General features: G+C 64.6%; 15 protein-coding genes. 10 read left to right on the top strand and 5 right to left on the bottom strand.

The annotated features are described in order from the left end of the window. Nucleotides 1–26 precede the first annotated feature (26 nt). The 3 genes from AAFG13_RS13370 to AAFG13_RS13360 are packed head-to-tail and all read left to right on the top strand — an operon-like array spanning nucleotide 27 to nucleotide 2,807. Nucleotides 27–1,082 carry an ABC transporter substrate-binding protein gene (locus AAFG13_RS13370; protein ID WP_342712289.1) on the top strand — a complete coding sequence of 352 codons (1,056 nt, stop codon included), beginning with the start codon at nucleotides 27–29 and terminating at the stop codon, nucleotides 1,080–1,082. Continuing rightward, nucleotides 1,079–1,948 carry an ABC transporter ATP-binding protein gene (locus AAFG13_RS13365; protein WP_342712288.1) on the top strand — a complete coding sequence of 290 codons (870 nt, stop codon included), beginning with the start codon at nucleotides 1,079–1,081 and terminating at the stop codon, nucleotides 1,946–1,948. The genes AAFG13_RS13370 and AAFG13_RS13365 overlap by 4 nt, the downstream gene beginning before the upstream one ends. Continuing rightward, on the top strand, nucleotides 1,941–2,807 hold the full coding sequence (locus AAFG13_RS13360; protein ID WP_342712287.1) for an ABC transporter permease: 867 nt from the start codon (nucleotides 1,941–1,943) through the stop codon (nucleotides 2,805–2,807). Before AAFG13_RS13365 ends, AAFG13_RS13360 begins: the two co-directional genes overlap by 8 nt. Here AAFG13_RS13360 and epsC read toward each other — a convergent pair. Genes epsC through AAFG13_RS13345 form a run of 3 tightly spaced genes read right to left on the bottom strand, consistent with a single transcriptional unit; the run spans nucleotide 2,804 to nucleotide 5,629 of the window. Next, nucleotides 2,804–3,769 carry a serine O-acetyltransferase EpsC gene (gene epsC, locus AAFG13_RS13355; protein ID WP_342712286.1) on the bottom strand — a complete coding sequence of 322 codons (966 nt, stop codon included), beginning with the start codon at nucleotides 3,767–3,769 and terminating at the stop codon, nucleotides 2,804–2,806. The two genes, AAFG13_RS13360 and epsC, sit on opposite strands and share 4 nt — an antisense overlap. A gap of 18 nt (nucleotides 3,770–3,787) precedes the next feature. Then, complete coding sequence (locus AAFG13_RS13350; RefSeq protein ID WP_342712285.1) at nucleotides 3,788–4,360, bottom strand: flavin reductase family protein; 573 nt, start codon at nucleotides 4,358–4,360, stop codon at nucleotides 3,788–3,790. Nucleotides 4,361–4,399: 39 nt separating this feature from the next. Then, nucleotides 4,400–5,629, bottom strand: coding sequence for an acyl-CoA dehydrogenase family protein (locus AAFG13_RS13345; RefSeq protein WP_342712284.1), 1,230 nt, complete (start codon nucleotides 5,627–5,629; stop codon nucleotides 4,400–4,402). Nucleotides 5,630–5,699: 70 nt separating this feature from the next. On the opposite strand from AAFG13_RS13345, the gene AAFG13_RS13340 reads away from it, so the two are divergent. Beyond that, nucleotides 5,700–5,894, top strand: coding sequence for a hypothetical protein (locus tag AAFG13_RS13340; RefSeq protein WP_342712283.1), 195 nt, complete (start codon nucleotides 5,700–5,702; stop codon nucleotides 5,892–5,894). After that, on the top strand, nucleotides 5,891–6,979 hold the full coding sequence (locus tag AAFG13_RS13335) for an LLM class flavin-dependent oxidoreductase (RefSeq protein ID WP_342712282.1): 1,089 nt from the start codon (nucleotides 5,891–5,893) through the stop codon (nucleotides 6,977–6,979). Before AAFG13_RS13340 ends, AAFG13_RS13335 begins: the two co-directional genes overlap by 4 nt. Nucleotides 6,980–6,983: 4 nt before the next feature. Here the strand turns inward: AAFG13_RS13335 and AAFG13_RS13330 are convergent, their stop codons facing one another. Continuing rightward, a complete protein-coding gene (locus AAFG13_RS13330) occupies nucleotides 6,984–8,324 on the bottom strand; it encodes an LLM class flavin-dependent oxidoreductase (RefSeq protein WP_342713333.1) in 1,341 nt (446 codons plus the stop codon). A 312-nt stretch (nucleotides 8,325–8,636) separates the two neighbouring features. On the opposite strand from AAFG13_RS13330, the gene AAFG13_RS13325 reads away from it, so the two are divergent. From AAFG13_RS13325 to AAFG13_RS13305, 5 genes are read left to right on the top strand one after another with little or no spacing between them, the layout of a single operon-like run. Next, nucleotides 8,637–10,265, top strand: coding sequence for an FAD-binding protein (locus AAFG13_RS13325; protein ID WP_342712281.1), 1,629 nt, complete (start codon nucleotides 8,637–8,639; stop codon nucleotides 10,263–10,265). Then, nucleotides 10,262–10,582 carry a ferredoxin family protein gene (locus tag AAFG13_RS13320; protein ID WP_342712280.1) on the top strand — a complete coding sequence of 107 codons (321 nt, stop codon included), beginning with the start codon at nucleotides 10,262–10,264 and terminating at the stop codon, nucleotides 10,580–10,582. Before AAFG13_RS13325 ends, AAFG13_RS13320 begins: the two co-directional genes overlap by 4 nt. A gap of 50 nt (nucleotides 10,583–10,632) precedes the next feature. Further along, nucleotides 10,633–11,757 carry a methionine ABC transporter ATP-binding protein gene (locus tag AAFG13_RS13315; protein WP_342712279.1) on the top strand — a complete coding sequence of 375 codons (1,125 nt, stop codon included), beginning with the start codon at nucleotides 10,633–10,635 and terminating at the stop codon, nucleotides 11,755–11,757. Beyond that, nucleotides 11,747–12,412: a methionine ABC transporter permease gene (locus AAFG13_RS13310; RefSeq protein ID WP_342712278.1), complete on the top strand. Its 666-nt coding sequence runs from the start codon at nucleotides 11,747–11,749 to the stop codon at nucleotides 12,410–12,412. The genes AAFG13_RS13315 and AAFG13_RS13310 overlap by 11 nt, the downstream gene beginning before the upstream one ends. 60 nt (nucleotides 12,413–12,472) lie before the next feature. Next, entirely contained in the window at nucleotides 12,473–13,255 is a 783-nt protein-coding gene (locus tag AAFG13_RS13305) for a MetQ/NlpA family ABC transporter substrate-binding protein (protein WP_342712277.1), read from the top strand. A 43-nt stretch (nucleotides 13,256–13,298) separates the two neighbouring features. On the opposite strand, the gene AAFG13_RS13300 is transcribed toward AAFG13_RS13305, so the two are convergent. Continuing rightward, the gene (locus AAFG13_RS13300) at nucleotides 13,299–14,702 is read right to left on the bottom strand and encodes an LLM class flavin-dependent oxidoreductase (protein ID WP_212310340.1); all 1,404 of its coding nucleotides are present in this window, start codon (nucleotides 14,700–14,702) and stop codon (nucleotides 13,299–13,301) included. Nucleotides 14,703–15,083 lie beyond the last annotated feature (381 nt).

The raw sequence follows: 15,083 nt of genomic DNA, 5'->3' as shown, positions 1-15,083 counted from the left end.
CGGCCGGATCGAGGGGCGTTGTGAACATGAATGCATTGATCCGAATCCTGCGCGCCCGGCGTTTCGCCGCACGCGCGGCCGCGCGCCTCATGCTGGCCGGCACCGTGGCGCTCGGGCTGGCGGCTCCGGCCTTTGCCGAGCCGCCGCTCGAAAAGACCGAGATTCGCTACCAGGGCTGGGCCGGCCAGGTGACGTTCACTGAGCTTGCCGAAGACCTCGGCTATCTCGCGCCGCTGAAGCTCAAATGGGTCGGCAACACGATCAGCGGGCCGCAGGACATCCAGACTGTCGTCACCGGCGATACCGACATCGGCGGTGCGTTCTATGGCGCAATTCTCAAGCTGATCGCTGCGAAGGCGCCGATCAAGGCGGTGATCGGCTATTACGGCTCCGACGCCAACACCTATCAGGGCTACTTCGTCAAGGACGACAGTCCGATCAGGACGGCGCGCGACCTGATCGGCAAGAAGGTTGCCGTCAATACGCTGGGCGCCCATCTCGAATTCGTGCTCCGCGAATATCTGGCACGGAATGGCCTCAGCGCCAGCGAGGCGAGGCAGGTGACGCTGGTGGCGATACCGCCGGTGACCGGTGAGCAGGTGTTGCGCCAAGGCCAGGTTGAGGTGAGTACGCTCAGCGGCGTGCTGCGCGACAAGGCGCTGGAGCGGGGCGGCATCCATTCGCTGTTCAACGATACCGATCTGTTCGGCCAGTTCACCGGCGGCGCCTATGTGCTGCGGGACAAATTCATCAAGGACAATCCCAATGCGTCGCGCAAGCTGGTTGAGGGCATCTCGCGCGCGATCCAATGGGCCCAGACCACGCCGCCGGAGGAGGTGCGGGCCCGGTTCGAGAAGATCGTCGCGGAACGCAAGCGCAATGAGGATGCGTCCGCGATCAAATACTGGAAGAGCACCGGCGTGGCGTCGAAGGGCGGACTGATCTCCGACGGTGAAATCCAGATCTGGATCGACTGGCTCGTCAAGGACGGCTTGTTCAAGCCGGGGCAGCTCAAGGTGTCCGATACCTATACCAACGAGTTCAACTATTTCCGTCCTGGCAAGACGGCGGAGGCGCGATGACGAGCTCGGTCAAGATCCGGTTCGAGCAGGTTCGCAAGGAATTCGTGACAAGGGGCGAGGGCGGCCGGCCGGCGGGCCGCTTCACGGCGCTGGAAGATATCACGCTGGATGTTCGCTCGGGCGAATTCCTGGCGCTGGTCGGCCCGAGCGGTTGTGGCAAATCCACCTTGCTTGATCTCCTGGGCGGGCTCACCTCGCCGACCAGCGGCCGCATTCTGCTCGACGGCCATCCGATCACGGGGCCGGGACGCGATCGCGGCATCGTGTTCCAGCAATACGCGCTGTTTCCGTGGCGGACCGCGGCGCAGAATGTCGAGTTTGGGCTCGATATCGCCGGCCTCAAGGCCGGGCAGCGGCGTGAGGTCGCGCGGCATTTCCTCGATCTGGTCGGCCTCTCCGGCTTTGCCGATCGCTATCCGCACGAACTCTCCGGAGGCATGAAGCAGCGTGTCGCGATCGCGCGAAGCCTCGCCTACGATCCGGAAGTCCTGCTGATGGACGAGCCGTTCGCCGCGCTCGATGCGCAGACGCGGGAAACGCTGCAGGGTGAGCTGCTGCGGATCTGGCGCGCCACCGGCAAGACCATCGTCTTCATCACCCATGGCATCGATGAGGCTGTCGTGCTTGGCCAACGGGTTGCGGTGATGACGTCGCGCCCGGGCCGGATCAAGGAGATCATCGATATTCCCGAGCGCTTGCGCAGCGATTCCGAAGACGTTCGCGCGCTGCCGGAGTTCGGTCAGGTGAGGCACGAGGTCTGGAGCCTGCTCCGCGACGAGGTGCAGAGGGCCCAGCAGGGCCAGTTGGCTGACGCCGCCGGTGTGCGTCGTCCGGGTCACGAAGTGGCGGAGATTGCTCATGTCTAGTCTCGAAGTGTTGGCACTGCTGGAGCTCGGGCACGGGCGGCGCGAGCAGTTCCAGGCTCGCCGGCCGCCATTCACCGATCGGTTGCGCAGGGCGCTTCGCGGCCTGGCCACACTCGGGCATCGCTCGTTGCTGGTGATCATCCTGCTGGCCGCCTGGGAGGCGGTGCCGCGGCTCGGGCTGATCGATGCTGTGTTCCTGCCACCATTCTCGGAGGTGATCGCGGCCGGCTGGCAGCTTGCGCAAACCGGCGAACTCTACGACGACGTCTCTGCCAGCCTGCTGCGCGCGCTGAGCGGATTTCTGATCTCGGTTGTCTTGATCGTCCCGCTCGGGCTCGTCGTCGGCTGGTACAGCCGGCTCGGCGATCTCCTGAACCAGTTCATCGAGATCTGCCGCAACACGGCTCCGCTGGCACTGCTGCCCGTGTTCATTCTGCTGCTCGGGATCGGCGAATTGTCCAAGATCACGATGGTGATCTATAGCTGCGCCTGGCCATTGCTGCTGAACACCATTGCCGCCGTGAAGCAGGTCGATCCGCTGCTGATCAAGTCGGCGCGGACCATGGGCGCGACGCCGCAGCAGCTGTTCCGCAAGGTGATCTTGCCGGCCGCGCTTCCGACCATCTTCGTCGGCATTCGCCTCGCCAGCGCATCGGCCATGCTGGTGCTGGTGGCGTCCGAAATGGTCGGCGCCAAGGCCGGCCTCGGCTATCTCATCATCAACAGCCAGTACAGCTTCCTGATCCCGCAGATGTATTTCGGCATTCTCGGAATCACGGTGATCGGTCTGGCATGCAATGCCGTTCTCGAGGCGATCGAACGGCACTTCATGCGCTGGAAGGCGCCGGTGGCTGGTTAGGCGGAAGCGTTGCCGCCGCCCGGCGTGTTGCGCACGGTGGCCTGGGTCACCACGCTGTTCGGCGGGACGTCCCGGGTCAGCCAGACATTGCCGCCGATAGTCGAGCCGCGGCCGATCGTGATGCGGCCCAGGATGGTGGCGCCGGCATAGATGACCACGTCGTCCGCGACGATCGGATGACGGGCGTCGCCCTTGATCAGGCTGCCTTCGTCGTCGGTCGGGAAATGCCGCGCGCCGAGCGTAACGGCCTGGTAGATGCGGACATTGTCGCCGATGATCGCGGTTTCCCCGATCACGACGCCGGTGCCGTGATCGATGAAGAAGCCCGAGCCGATGCTGGCGCCGGGATGAATATCGATGCCGGTCCGGGCATGCGCGATCTCCGCCATCAGGCGTGCCACCAGCCGCGCGCCGAGCCGGTACAGGAGATGAGCAAGGCGGTGGTGGATGATTGCGGTCATGCCGGGATAGCCGATCAGGATCTCCGGAAAGTTTCGCGCCGCCGGATCGCCGACGAAGGCCGCGCGCAGATCGTTGACAAGAAGCCCGCGCACTTGCGGCAATTGCGCGGCGAATGCGCGCGTCAGTTCGACGGCGTCATGGCGCTGGAAACCCGGTTCGAGTTCGTCGCCGACGAGCAGCGCGGCGCGGTGGATTTGCGCGTTGAGCGAATCCAGCGCGATGCTCAAGGTGTTGCCGACGAAATAGTCGATGTTCTCTCCGTCGAGATCCGATTGGCCATAGTGCCGCGGGAACAGCGCCTCGGTGAGGCCGTCAAGGATCGCTTCCAGCGCATCGCGCGATGGGGCGCGGCGCGGATCGCAGTCGCGCCGGATGCTGTGGGTCTCCTCCCTGGAGACGCGCAGCTCGGCGACGATCCGGTCGAGCTGCCAGCGGCCCGGCGGGCTGCCGGCAACGCCGGCCGATGATGGTGGCGACTGTGGCGGCAACTCGCGCTTCATGGCGTGCCTCTCCTTGTCCTAGCGGACGTGAGCCAGCGGAATACTGACTTCGGCGAGTAGATCGAGGTCAGCCTCGTGATCGATCTGCACATACCGTCCGTTCCAGTAGGTGAGGCCGGACAGGCGGTGCGATACGTCCATGCTGGAAAGGCGACCCACGATGATGCCGTGAGAGTGCCGTTCGATGATCTCCTCAACCTGGCATTCAACCGCGGCAAGCGAATGTTCCAGCAGCGGGACGCCGGAAGCACCAGGGGTCCAGGCCGCACCTTCGAAACGCTGCCTGCCTTTCAGGCCGCTGTCGCTGAACCGTTCCGCCAGCGCTTGCTGGTCTGAGCCGAGGATGTTGACGCCGAATAGCCGGTGGCGGGCGATCGGCTCAAAAGAGGAGGCCTGCCGGTTGATGCTGACCAGGAGCCGAGGCGGCGAGGCGCTCAACGCCGTCAGCGAGGTGACGGTCATCCCGGTGATGTCATCGCCGCGTCCCGCTGTGATGACGCAGACGCCACCGGCGAGGCGGCGCATCACCAGCCGAAACTGCAGCTCGATCTCGTGATCCGCATCGACCAAATGGATGTCCGGCTTGCTCATCGGGTCTCTCCCTCTCGTCGCCGCCGGATCTGCTTCCGATCAGAAGAAGCCCTTGGCGGGTAGCGGCGTGCCGCTGATCTCATATTGCCCGATCGAGCGGGCCTTGAAGGTGTTCGGGTTGTGCGAGGCCAGGGTCCGCGCGTTGCGCCAGTGGCGGTCGAAATTGGTCGCCTTCTTGGTGGCGGACGCTCCGCCGACATCGAACAGCAGGCTGCCGCTGCGGATCGCGAGCTCATCGGCGACAATCTTGGCTTTTGCCGACAACAACGCGGCCTTTTGCGCGGCGTCGATGGCACTGGCATCGCCGGCGTCGAACGCATCAGTGGCGGCGTCGAGGGCCTCTGCCGCCGCGAGCACCACGGTCTCGGCCGCAAACGCGCCGCTGGCGATCTGGCCGACAGTCTGCTGCAGCAACGGGTCGTCCGCCGGTATCTCGTTCGGTGCATAGTAGAACGTCCGCTTGCGCGATCGCACCAGTTCGGCGGCGTCCTGCAGCACCGCGCGCGCGATGCCGGCGTTGATCGCGGTCAGGAACAGCTGCGCGAATGTGTTGGAATAGGGAATGCCGTAGCCGGCGTCAGGGGCGTCGAACACCGCCTCCTGGCGCTTGACGCGCACGTTGCGGAAGTGCGTGGTGCCGGTTGCGGTCAACCGCTGGCCGAGCCCGTCCCAATCGTCGATCAGCTCGATACCCTCGCGGTTGACCGGGATCAGCACCGCCGCATTGGCGCCTGTCGTATCGGCCGTGCGCACCAGCACATAGTCGGAATAGAGCGTGCCGGTGCTGTAGTATTTGGTGCCGTTGAGCAGATAATCGTCGCCGTCGGCGGTCAGTGTGGTGTTCGGCGTGACATTGCCGACCTTCGGGGTATCGAGTTCGGTGGCCGCAAGCCCGATGATCGCACCGTCGGCGACGGCCTTCTGCCATTGCCGGTGCTGCTCGTCCTTGGGACGACGCACCAGCCGTTCGACCACGCTGAAATGGTTGCGCAGGATATGCGCGACGTTGGCGTCGGCCGCGCCGAGCCGGATCACAAGTTCGAACAGCGTGCGGATCGACGCACCCGCGCCGCCGACATCCGCCGGAAGCCGCAGTGCGCCTAGGCGCGCCTTGCGAATGAGATCGACCTCGGCGAATGGCAGGATGCGTTCACGCTCGCGATGAGCTGCCCCCTCGGCGATACGGCTCAGCAGCGCATCGATGTCAGGGGACTGGCTATCCAGGCGGTCGGACGGCTGCAGGGAAGTGGCGGATACGGGCTTGTTCATGAGTGTCGGCCTGGAGTGATGATCGTTGCTCAGTTGCGCATTCGACTGCGTTCGAACTGGGATCGTTCAGATGACGCAAACTGTCCCACGATTTTTCGCCAACAGAAATAGAGCGGTTTTTCAATTGTCGCGAGATTTGGAGTTTTCTGGTTTGTCCGCGCGCGTGGCGCGGCAAGGAAAATCTTTTGATGTGACGTTGCTTGATCTCCAGCCGCGTCTTCGTGAAAAGCAAAGCGACAAAGCGCAATTCGGAGATCGCCCATGACGATACGACCGCTTCGCTTCGGGATCTGGGCGCTGGTGCACGGTTCGCGCGCTGCCTATCAGGATCCTGAGGAACCCTATGATGCATCATGGGAACGCAATCGCGACATCGTGATCGCGGCCGAAAGGCTCGGCTACGACTCCACGCTCATCGCGCAGCACACCATCAATCCGCATCAGGAGGATCTTGATCAGCTCGAGGCCTGGAGCGCCGCTGCCGCACTTGCCGCGCTGACCAGCCGGATCGAGATCATCGCCGCCATCAAGCCTTATCTCTATCACCCGGTCGTGCTGGCGAAGCTCGCGCTCGGGATCGAGAACATCAGCCGCGGCCGCTTTGCGATCAATCTGGTCAATGCCTGGAACCGGCCCGAGCTCGACAAGGCCGGCATCGGCTTTGCGGAGCATGACGCCCGCTATGCCTATGGTCGCGAGTGGATCACCGTGGTGTCGCGCCTGATGCAGGGCGAGCGGCTGACCTACAAGGGTGAGCACTTCGATGTCAGGGACTATGTGTTGCGGCCCGGCAGCCTCTACCGGCCGCGGCCATTGATCTATGTCGGCGGTGAATCCGAGCAGGCGCGCGCCCTGGTCGCCGATCACGGCGATGTCTGGTTCATCAATGGACAGCCGCTCGACGACGTCGCTGGCCTAATCGCCGACGTGGCCGCCCGGCCGAGAGCCACGGCACCACTTCGCTTCGGGCTGTCCGCCTTCGTGATTGCGCGCCAGACCCGGGCTGAGGCCGAGGCGGCCTACCAGCGGCTGTTAGATCTCTCGAAAAAGGATGCGCCGATGAAGGCGATCCAGAAGCAAAACACCGATCCCAAGGTGGTGATGATGCAGACCATGCAGAAATCGGCGCGGGTCGGCAGCAATGGCGGGACGGCTGCGGGATTGGTCGGGTCCTATGACGAGGTGGCGGCTCGCATCCAGGGCTTCCATACCGCCGGCATTGAGCTCTTCATGTTGCAGTTCCAGCCGTTCGAGGCCGAGATGGAGCGCTTTGCGAAGGAGATCATCCCGCGCGTTCGTGCACAGTCACTCGCCGGTGACAATCCGGCACATCTAACAGCCTCGCGCTGATGCGTCAGGCGCTCGTGGCGGTCGCCGGTTGTCGAGCAAAACGGCTGACCGGCCGCGGCAATCCAAAATGCTCGCGCAGGGTGGTGCCCGTGTAATCGTACCGGAACAGCCCCCGTTGCTGCAGGATTGGCACCACGGTGTCGACGAACACGTCGAGCCCGGTCGGCAACACGTCCGGCATCAGGTTGAAGCCGTCGGCCGCGCCCGCCTTGAACCAAGCCTCGATGTCGTCGGCAATCTGCTCGGGCGTGCCGACGATGATCCGGTGGCCGACGCCGCCACCGAGCGCGCGCAGCAATTGACGGACGGTGAGATTGCCGCGGCGCGCGATGTTGACCGTTCCCTGAAACATGGTGTGGTTTGCGTTGGCCGGCAGCGGCAGAGGATCGGGCAGTGGCTTGTCGAGATCGAGGATTGCTGGATCGACCTGCAACGTGCCGGCCAGTCGCGCGAGGCTGTATTCGATCGGAACCAGCTCCCAGAGCTCGTCTTGGCGCCGCTTGGCTTCCGCTTCCGTGCTGCCGATGACGGTCGCGAGCCCCGGCAGAATCACGATGGAGCTTCCAGCGCGGCCGTACGCGGCAGCCCTGGCACGCAGGTCGCGCGCATAGGCGACGCCTTCGTCGATGGTTTGTGCCAGCGTGAACACCGCTTCGGCCTGCGCGGCGGCGAGGTCGCGGCCGTCGCTCGATCCGCCGGCCTGAACGGTGACGGGGCGTCCCTGCGGTGAGCGCGGCACGTTGAGCGGGCCGGCCACGCTGTAGTGGGTGCCGCGATGTCCGATCGGGTGGACTTTGGTCGTGTCGACGAAACGCGCCGCCTCCTTGTCGCCGACAAAGGCATCGTCCTCCCAGCTGTCCCACAATGCATGGACGACCTCGGCGAACTCCTTGGCCCGGTCGTAGCGCGCCTTGTGCTCGAGCACGGTGGGAAGGCCGAAGTTGCGGCTGGCTGAGGCATCGGCGGTGGTCACCGCATTCCAGCCGGCGCGGCCGCCGCTCGCCAGATCCAGCGTCGCGAAGCGGCGCGCGATGTTGTAGGGCTCGTTATAGGTCGTCGACGCAGTCGCGATCAGTCCGATATGGCTGGTCGCGGCGGCGACGGTTGCCAGCACGATGGTCGGCTCCAGCGACATGAACGAGCGGTAATCGATGCGATCGGTGATGGCTGGCGTGTCGGCCAGGAAGATCGCATCGAGCTTGCCGCGCTCCGCGATCTGGGCGACGCGCAGGTAGTGGCCGACGTCGAAACAGGCGCGCGGGTCGCTGTCGGGCAGTCGCCAGGCCGACGCATAGACGCCGGAGTGCAAAAGGTTGACGTTGAGGTGAAGCTGACGATGAGACATGGCGGCCGTATCTGCGATGATGCTTGTCGCTAGATATCGGCACGCTGCGCGCGGGAAAATGCGTTGCGGCCCGGAGCGGCAAAAAGAAAAATCCGTCCCGCCGACGAGCCTTGCGTGCAAGCTCGTGTCGCGTTGTCCGCCGATGACGCAACATCCGGCATGCGGCGACACGAATTTTCTTTGCGCGGCAAGTCAGGTGAAAGCTTCGTCCAACTCTCCGCAAATATCTGAAATTGCCAGGCGGGCTCGCGCGCGCAACGATGTGTCGTGGCGCGCCTTGCGCCGCGACAGATCCGCCTGGAGCTTTCCATCATGCCGAACCCAACTCATCGCGCCGAACGCGTGTCCGCGCCTGAGGGCTCGGTCGCGTTCGAGGCCGACGTTCTGGTGATCGGTGGCGGCCCCGCGGGGGCCTGGGCTGCGGTCAGCGCCGCCGAGCGCGGCGCGCGGGTGGTGCTCGTCGACAAGGGATTTTGCGGCACCTCGGGCGCCACCGCCGCGGCGGGAACGGGCGTCTGGTACATTGATCCGGATCCGGCCCTGCGCGAGGCCGCGATGGCCAATCGCGAGAAGATGGGCGGCTATCTCCAGGATCGCCGCTGGATGGCGCGCGTGCTCGACAGCACCTATCAGCATAGCAATCGGCTGGCCGATTGGGGATATCCCTATCCGGTGGACGGCCGCGGCAAGTCGCAGCGCAACTCGCTGCAGGGCCCCGAATACATGCGCCTGATGCGCAAGCATACCAAGCAGGCCGGCGTCACCATTCTCGACCACAGCCCGGCACTTGAACTGCTCGTCGACGATGACGGGGCTGTCGCCGGCGCCAGCGGCGTGCGCCGGCAGAAGCAGGATCGCTGGACGGTGCAGGCCAAGGCGGTCGTGATCGCCACCGGCGGCTGTGCATTCCTCAGCAAGACGCTCGGATCGAACGTGCTGACCGGCGACGGCTATCTGATGGCCGCGGAGGTTGGTGCCGAATTCACCAGCATGGAGTTCTCCAACCCTTACGCGATTTCACCGGCGTTCGGCTCGGTGACCAAGACATTGTTCTACGGCTGGGCCAGCTTCACCTATGACGACGGCAGCGTGGTGCCCGGCGCGGCGTCGAAGGGCGGGCGATCGGCGATTGCGCGTGCCCTGCTCGAGGGCCCGGTCTATGCCCGGCTGGACAAGGCGGATGACGATGTGCGGCATCATATGCGGGTGTCGCAGCCGAATTTCTTCCTGCCGTTCGATCGCACCGGGATCGATCCATTCAAGGACCGCTTTCCCGTGACGTTGCGGCTGGAGGGCACCGTCAGGGGGACCGGCGGCCTTCGTATCGTTGACGACAGTTGCGCCACCAGCGTGGCGGGGCTCTATGCCGCCGGCGACGCGGCGACGCGCGAGTTGATCTGCGGTGGCTTCACCGGTGGCGGCAGCCACAATGCCGCCTGGGCGATGTCGTCGGGAGCCTGGGCCGGGCAGGGCGCCGCTGACTATGCCACTCAGATCGGACCAGCTGCCAGGCGCACATTGTCGTCCGCGGGCGCCGTGGCGTTTCGAAGCCGGCAGCGCCGTGCATTCGCGCCGGCCGCGCTGGCGAGGGCGGTTCAGGCCGAGGTCTTCCCCTACGAGTTGAACTACTTCCGGGAGGCATCGCGCTTGCAGAGCGCGCTCGGGCGTCTCGATGCGGCGTGGCGCGATGTGTCGGAAGCGGACGCCGCCGACACATCCGAGATCGTGCGGGCGCGCGAGGCCGCAGCGATGCTCGCGACCGCGCGGTGGATGTACCGCAGCGCGCTCGCCCGACAGGAAAGCCGCGGCATGCATCGCCGCGACGACTTCCCCGATCAGGACAACCGGCAGCGGCATTATGTGACGACCGGCGGCCTCGACGAGATCTGGACCTCGGCCCGGCCTCATGCCGAGGCCAGCTATGCGGAGGCTGCGGAGTGATCGAGGTTATCGACGGCGAGCGCTGTACGTCCTGCGATATCTGTGTCAACGTCTGCCCCACCAACGTGTTTGACAAGACGGACGGAATTCCGGTAATCGCCCGGCAAGGCGACTGCCAGACCTGCTTCCTCTGCGAGCTCTATTGTCCCGAGGATGCGCTGTATGTTTCGCCCTTTGCGGATCAGGCGCAGCCGATCGACCTCGTTGCGCTCAAGCAAACGGACAGCATGGGCAGCTATCGCCGGGCCGTGGGCTGGACCGATGAGACCAGCGAGCGCCGCGGCGTCGACCGCAGCTATTTGCTCTTTGGTCATTGAGGCGCGCGGCCGCGCGCGTGGCCACCAAGACGACCTTATGGACTGACTGAATGAACGTGCATCAATCCCTGACGGCAGCGGAACCTGTCGAGACGCTGTCGCCATTGGCGCATCCGCCGACCACGGCCGATGCCATGGTCCGGTTCGAGCGGGTCTCGAAAGCCTACCCGGCTTATCGCGACAAGCCGAGCGTGCAGGCGCTCAAAGACATCGACTTCGCAATTCCGCGTGGCTCGATCACCGGTGTGATCGGGCGTTCCGGTGCCGGCAAGTCCAGCTTGGTGCGGCTGATCAACGGGCTGGAGAAACCATCGACCGGTCGTGTCGTCGTCGACGGCCGCGATATTTCCGGACTTTCGGGGCGTGATCTGCGCCTGGCGCAGCGCTCGATCGGCATGATCTTTCAGCATTTCAATCTGCTCTCGTCGCGCACGGCCGCCGACAATGTCGCACTGCCGCTCGAGATTGCGGGCTGGTCGCGGCGCGACATTGCGGCCCGCGTCGCGGAGCTGCTCGAGCTCGTCGGCATCGCAGACAAATATGATCGCTACCCGTCCGAGCTGTCGGGCGGCCAGAAGCAGCGCATCGGCATCGCCCGCGCGCTGGCGACGCGGCCGAACGTCCTGCTGTCGGACGAGGCGACGTCGGCGCTCGATCCGCAAACGACCCGTTCGATCCTCGATCTCCTGGCCAACATCAATCGCGAGCTTGGCGTCACCATCGTCCTGATCACCCACGAAATGTCGGTGGTGCGTCAGCTCGCCAAGGAAGTCGTGGTGATCGACGGCGGTCATATCGTCGAGCGTGGTCACGTCGCCGACATCTTCACGCATCCCGCGCATCCGGTCACGCAGGCATTCCTCTCCGAGGTGATCGGCGACAGCGTTCCGGTGTCGCTTGCAAGCCGCTTGCAGCCACAGCCGGTTGCCGGTGGTCACGCCGTCATTCGCGTCCAGGTTCGCGGCGCCGATGCCGGCGACACCATCGTCGCCCGCCTTGCGCGCGAGCTCTCGATCGACGTCGCGCTGCTGGCGGCCCGGATCGATGAGATCGGCGGGCAACATGTCGGCTCGCTGTCGCTGGGTATTCACGGCGGCGAGGCCGCGGCCAGCAAGGCAGCGTCATATCTCTCCCAGAACAATCTCCCGGTGGAACGTCTCGGCTATGTCGCGTGAACTCCTCAACTTGATCGTTCAGGCCACCGGCGAGAGCCTGTTCATGGTGTCGATTGCTGCGCTGATCGCCACCGCGTTCGGGCTTCCGATCGGCGTCTTCCTGGCCACCAGCCGCAAAGGGGAGTTGTTCGCGGCGCCCGCGGTCAACAGCGTGCTGGGCATCATCGTCAATGCGACACGCTCGACGCCGTTCATCATCCTCGTGGTTGCCATCATCCCGTTCACGCGTCTGATCGCGGGCACCTCCATCGGCTCGGGCGCGGCGATCGTGCCGTTGACCATTGCCGCGATGCCGTTCATCGCGCGATTGGTCGAGGCGGCGATCCGTGAGGTCGATGCCGGCTTGATCGAAACCGCGTCATCGTTTGGCGCCAGCCCTTTGCAAATCGTGCTCAAGGTCCTTATTCCGGAGGCGCTGCCCGGCCTGGTGCTTGCGTTGACACTCTCGGTCGTCAGCCTGCTCGGCTATTCGGCGATGGTCGGAGCGGTCGGCGGCGGTGGGCTGGGCGACCTCGGCATCCGGTACGGCTACCAGCGTTTCATGCCCGAAATGATGCTCGCGGTCGTTGTCGTCCTGATCGCGCTGGTGCAGACGGTGCAGACGGCCGGCGACTATCTCGCCCGCCGCGTCAACCGCCGCCTGCGCCATCGCTGAGACCGGCCACGATCTCTTCGGCGCCCTTTTGCAATACTGACAATTCCAGTGGAGACCCAAATGTCGTTTCGTTCCATTGTAGCGTTTGCCAGCGTGCTTGCGCTCTGGTCGGCGTCTGTCGCGGCGGAGACCATCAAGATCGGCGTGACGCCGGGGCCGCATGCGCAAATCCTCGAGGCCGTGAAGCCGATCGCGGCAAAGAACGGGCTCGACATCCAGCTGGTCGAGTTCTCCGACTATGTGGTGCCGAACGCCGCGCTCGACGCCGGCGATATCCAGGCCAATTCGTTCCAGAACCAGCCCTATCTCGACAACCAGAAGGCCGATCGCGGTTACAAGATCGAGGCGGTGGGGCTGACGGTCAACTTCCCGATCGGCGTCTATTCCAAGAAGCACAAGAACTGGGCGGAGATTCCGGACGGCGGCAAGATCTCGATCCCGAATGATCCCACCAATGGCGGCCGCGCTCTGCTGCTGTTGCGCGACAAGGGTGCGATCAAGTTGAAGGACGGCGTCGGGTTCAAGCCGACAGTCCTGGATGTCGCCGACAATCCGAAGAAGCTCAAATTCGTCGAAGTCGATGCGGCCCAGGCGCCTCGTGCGCTCGACGATGTCGATGCCGCAGTGATCAACACGAACTATGCGACCCAGGCCGGCCTCGATCCGGTCAAGGACCCGATCCTGCGCGAGGACCCGAAGGGGCCTTACGTCAACCTGATCGCGGTTCGCGCCGCGGACAAGGACAAGCCGTGGGTCAAGATCCTCGTGGACAGCTATCACACGGCGGAGGTCAAGGAATTTGTCCTGACCAAATTCAAGGGCGCCGTGCTGCCGAGCTGGTAGCCGCGGCCGGCGACAACGCGCCGGCCGAAGTCAGGCCGTGACCTTATTCGGCGGCGTCGGAGCGGACTGCGTTCGAGGGCAAGTGCCGGTAGCCTGCGCCGGGATGCGTGGCATGAAGGCGCGGTCCGCGCTCCGGGAACAGCTTTTCCCGCAGCGTGCCTTCGCGATAGGCCGTCTTGTACACGCCACGTGACTGCAGTTCCGGCACCACGAGGTCGACAAAGGCGTCGAGCGATTCGGGCGCGACGAGGCGGAACAGGTTGAAGCCATCGACGTCGGTGTCTTCCGCCCAGGCGATCAGCTCGTCCGCCACATCCTGGGGCGATCCGAGCACGAAGGGGGATCGGGCGCCGACGCGGCTCAGCGTCGCAAGATCACCGACCTTGACCGGGCGATCGCTCCGCAGGGTGAAGTTCTCCACCATCGACTGGATCGCGTTGCTCTCAACATATTGCACCGCCTGATCGGGGCGATAGGTCGAGAAATCGATGCCGGTCCAGCCCGAGAGCAGTGCGAGCTGCCCGGTCTGGTCGACATGTGCGGCATAGTCGGCGAGCAGATCTTCGGCTTCTGCCCGGGTCGGCGCGACGATCACGGTCGCGCCGGCGAAGAGACGGATATCATAGGGATCGCGCCCGAACTCCTTAGCGGCGCTCCTGATGTCGCGGACCGCGCTGGCGAGAATAGGCCTGGTCTGCCCGTTGAGGAAGATTGCCTCGGCATGCCGTGCCGCGAAGGCCCGGCCGCGTTTCGAGGTGCCCGCCTGGTACAGCAGCGGCGTGCGTTGCGGGGAGGGCTCCGCAAGGTGAATGCCGTCGACCTTGTAGTGAGGCCCTTGATGACGGACTGGATGGATTTTGGAGGGATCGGTGAAGATGCGAGCCGCGCGGTCCCGGCGCACCGCGTCATCCTCCCAACTGCCCTCCCATAATTTGTAGCTCGCAGCGAGGAATTCTTCGGCCGCCTCGTAGCGTTCGTCATGGGCGCGGTTCGCCTCGAGGCCCATGCCGCGGGCGCCGCTATCGAGATAGCCGGTCACGATGTTCCAGCCGACCCGCCCGTTGGTGAGATGATCGAGCGTCGAGAAGCGGCGCGCGAGCTGGTAGGGGTGTTCATAGGTGAGGTTGGACGTGATGCCGAAACCGAGATGCCTGGTGACCAGCGCCATGGCGGACACCAGCAAGGTCGGCTCTGCATTCGGCAGTTGAACGGCGTGACGGAGTGCTGTGTCCGGATTGTTGCCGTAGACGTCATAGATGCCGAACACGTCAGCCAGGAAGATGCCGTCGAGCAGTCCTCGCTCGGCGGTCTTCGCATAATTGACCCAGTAATCGAGCGAGTTGTAGTCGAGCGAGGTGTCGCGCGGATGCGACCACAGGCCGGCCCAGTTGTGGCTTGGCGCCATCATGTTGAACGCGTTGAAGCGAAGCTCTCTCGATTTTGCCATCGACCTGTTCCGACAGTGATCGTGTCGGGACAACGTAACAGTTTGCCTGCGCGACTTTGTTTTCTATTCGAACGGTCTGCGCAAGAATCCTGCTGCGGCGGAATTCTCCGATAGCAAGTTACGCTCATTGATACGCGCAGGCGGGGTGGACGCGTTGATGCAGCTCCAACTGCGCGCCATCACTCACCGTGCGAGCCGCGATCTCACGCGCCCGCACCGGCCGCCGGCACACGAAACAAATGCGTCGTGCAGGATGTCTCGTCTGAAAAATTCAGGATGTCGCTCCGCGAGACGTCAGCACGTCCATCGCTATTTTCCTGGACATCTCGACAGCAGCAAAGTCGCTGCGCATCATTTCGCGCCTTTGCAACGCGTGGTTCA

The organism is Bradyrhizobium sp. B124 (genome assembly GCF_038967635.1).
Classification (GTDB): domain Bacteria; phylum Pseudomonadota; class Alphaproteobacteria; order Rhizobiales; family Xanthobacteraceae; genus Bradyrhizobium.
This window is presented reverse-complemented; position numbering and strand designations above follow the sequence as displayed.

Coding starts and splice junctions, on each gene's coding strand:
- AAFG13_RS13370 (WP_342712289.1), top strand. CDS start 27: ATGAATGCATTGATCCGAATCCTGCGCGCCCGGCGTTTCGCCGCACGC.
- AAFG13_RS13365 (WP_342712288.1), top strand. CDS start 1,079: ATGACGAGCTCGGTCAAGATCCGGTTCGAGCAGGTTCGCAAGGAATTC.
- AAFG13_RS13360 (WP_342712287.1), top strand. CDS start 1,941: ATGTCTAGTCTCGAAGTGTTGGCACTGCTGGAGCTCGGGCACGGGCGG.
- epsC (WP_342712286.1), bottom strand. CDS start 3,769: ATGAAGCGCGAGTTGCCGCCACAGTCGCCACCATCATCGGCCGGCGTT.
- AAFG13_RS13350 (WP_342712285.1), bottom strand. CDS start 4,360: ATGAGCAAGCCGGACATCCATTTGGTCGATGCGGATCACGAGATCGAG.
- AAFG13_RS13345 (WP_342712284.1), bottom strand. CDS start 5,629: ATGAACAAGCCCGTATCCGCCACTTCCCTGCAGCCGTCCGACCGCCTG.
- AAFG13_RS13340 (WP_342712283.1), top strand. CDS start 5,700: ATGACGCAAACTGTCCCACGATTTTTCGCCAACAGAAATAGAGCGGTT.
- AAFG13_RS13335 (WP_342712282.1), top strand. CDS start 5,891: ATGACGATACGACCGCTTCGCTTCGGGATCTGGGCGCTGGTGCACGGT.
- AAFG13_RS13330 (WP_342713333.1), bottom strand. CDS start 8,324: ATGTCTCATCGTCAGCTTCACCTCAACGTCAACCTTTTGCACTCCGGC.
- AAFG13_RS13325 (WP_342712281.1), top strand. CDS start 8,637: ATGCCGAACCCAACTCATCGCGCCGAACGCGTGTCCGCGCCTGAGGGC.
- AAFG13_RS13315 (WP_342712279.1), top strand. CDS start 10,633: ATGAACGTGCATCAATCCCTGACGGCAGCGGAACCTGTCGAGACGCTG.
- AAFG13_RS13310 (WP_342712278.1), top strand. CDS start 11,747: ATGTCGCGTGAACTCCTCAACTTGATCGTTCAGGCCACCGGCGAGAGC.
- AAFG13_RS13305 (WP_342712277.1), top strand. CDS start 12,473: ATGTCGTTTCGTTCCATTGTAGCGTTTGCCAGCGTGCTTGCGCTCTGG.
- AAFG13_RS13300 (WP_212310340.1), bottom strand. CDS start 14,702: ATGGCAAAATCGAGAGAGCTTCGCTTCAACGCGTTCAACATGATGGCG.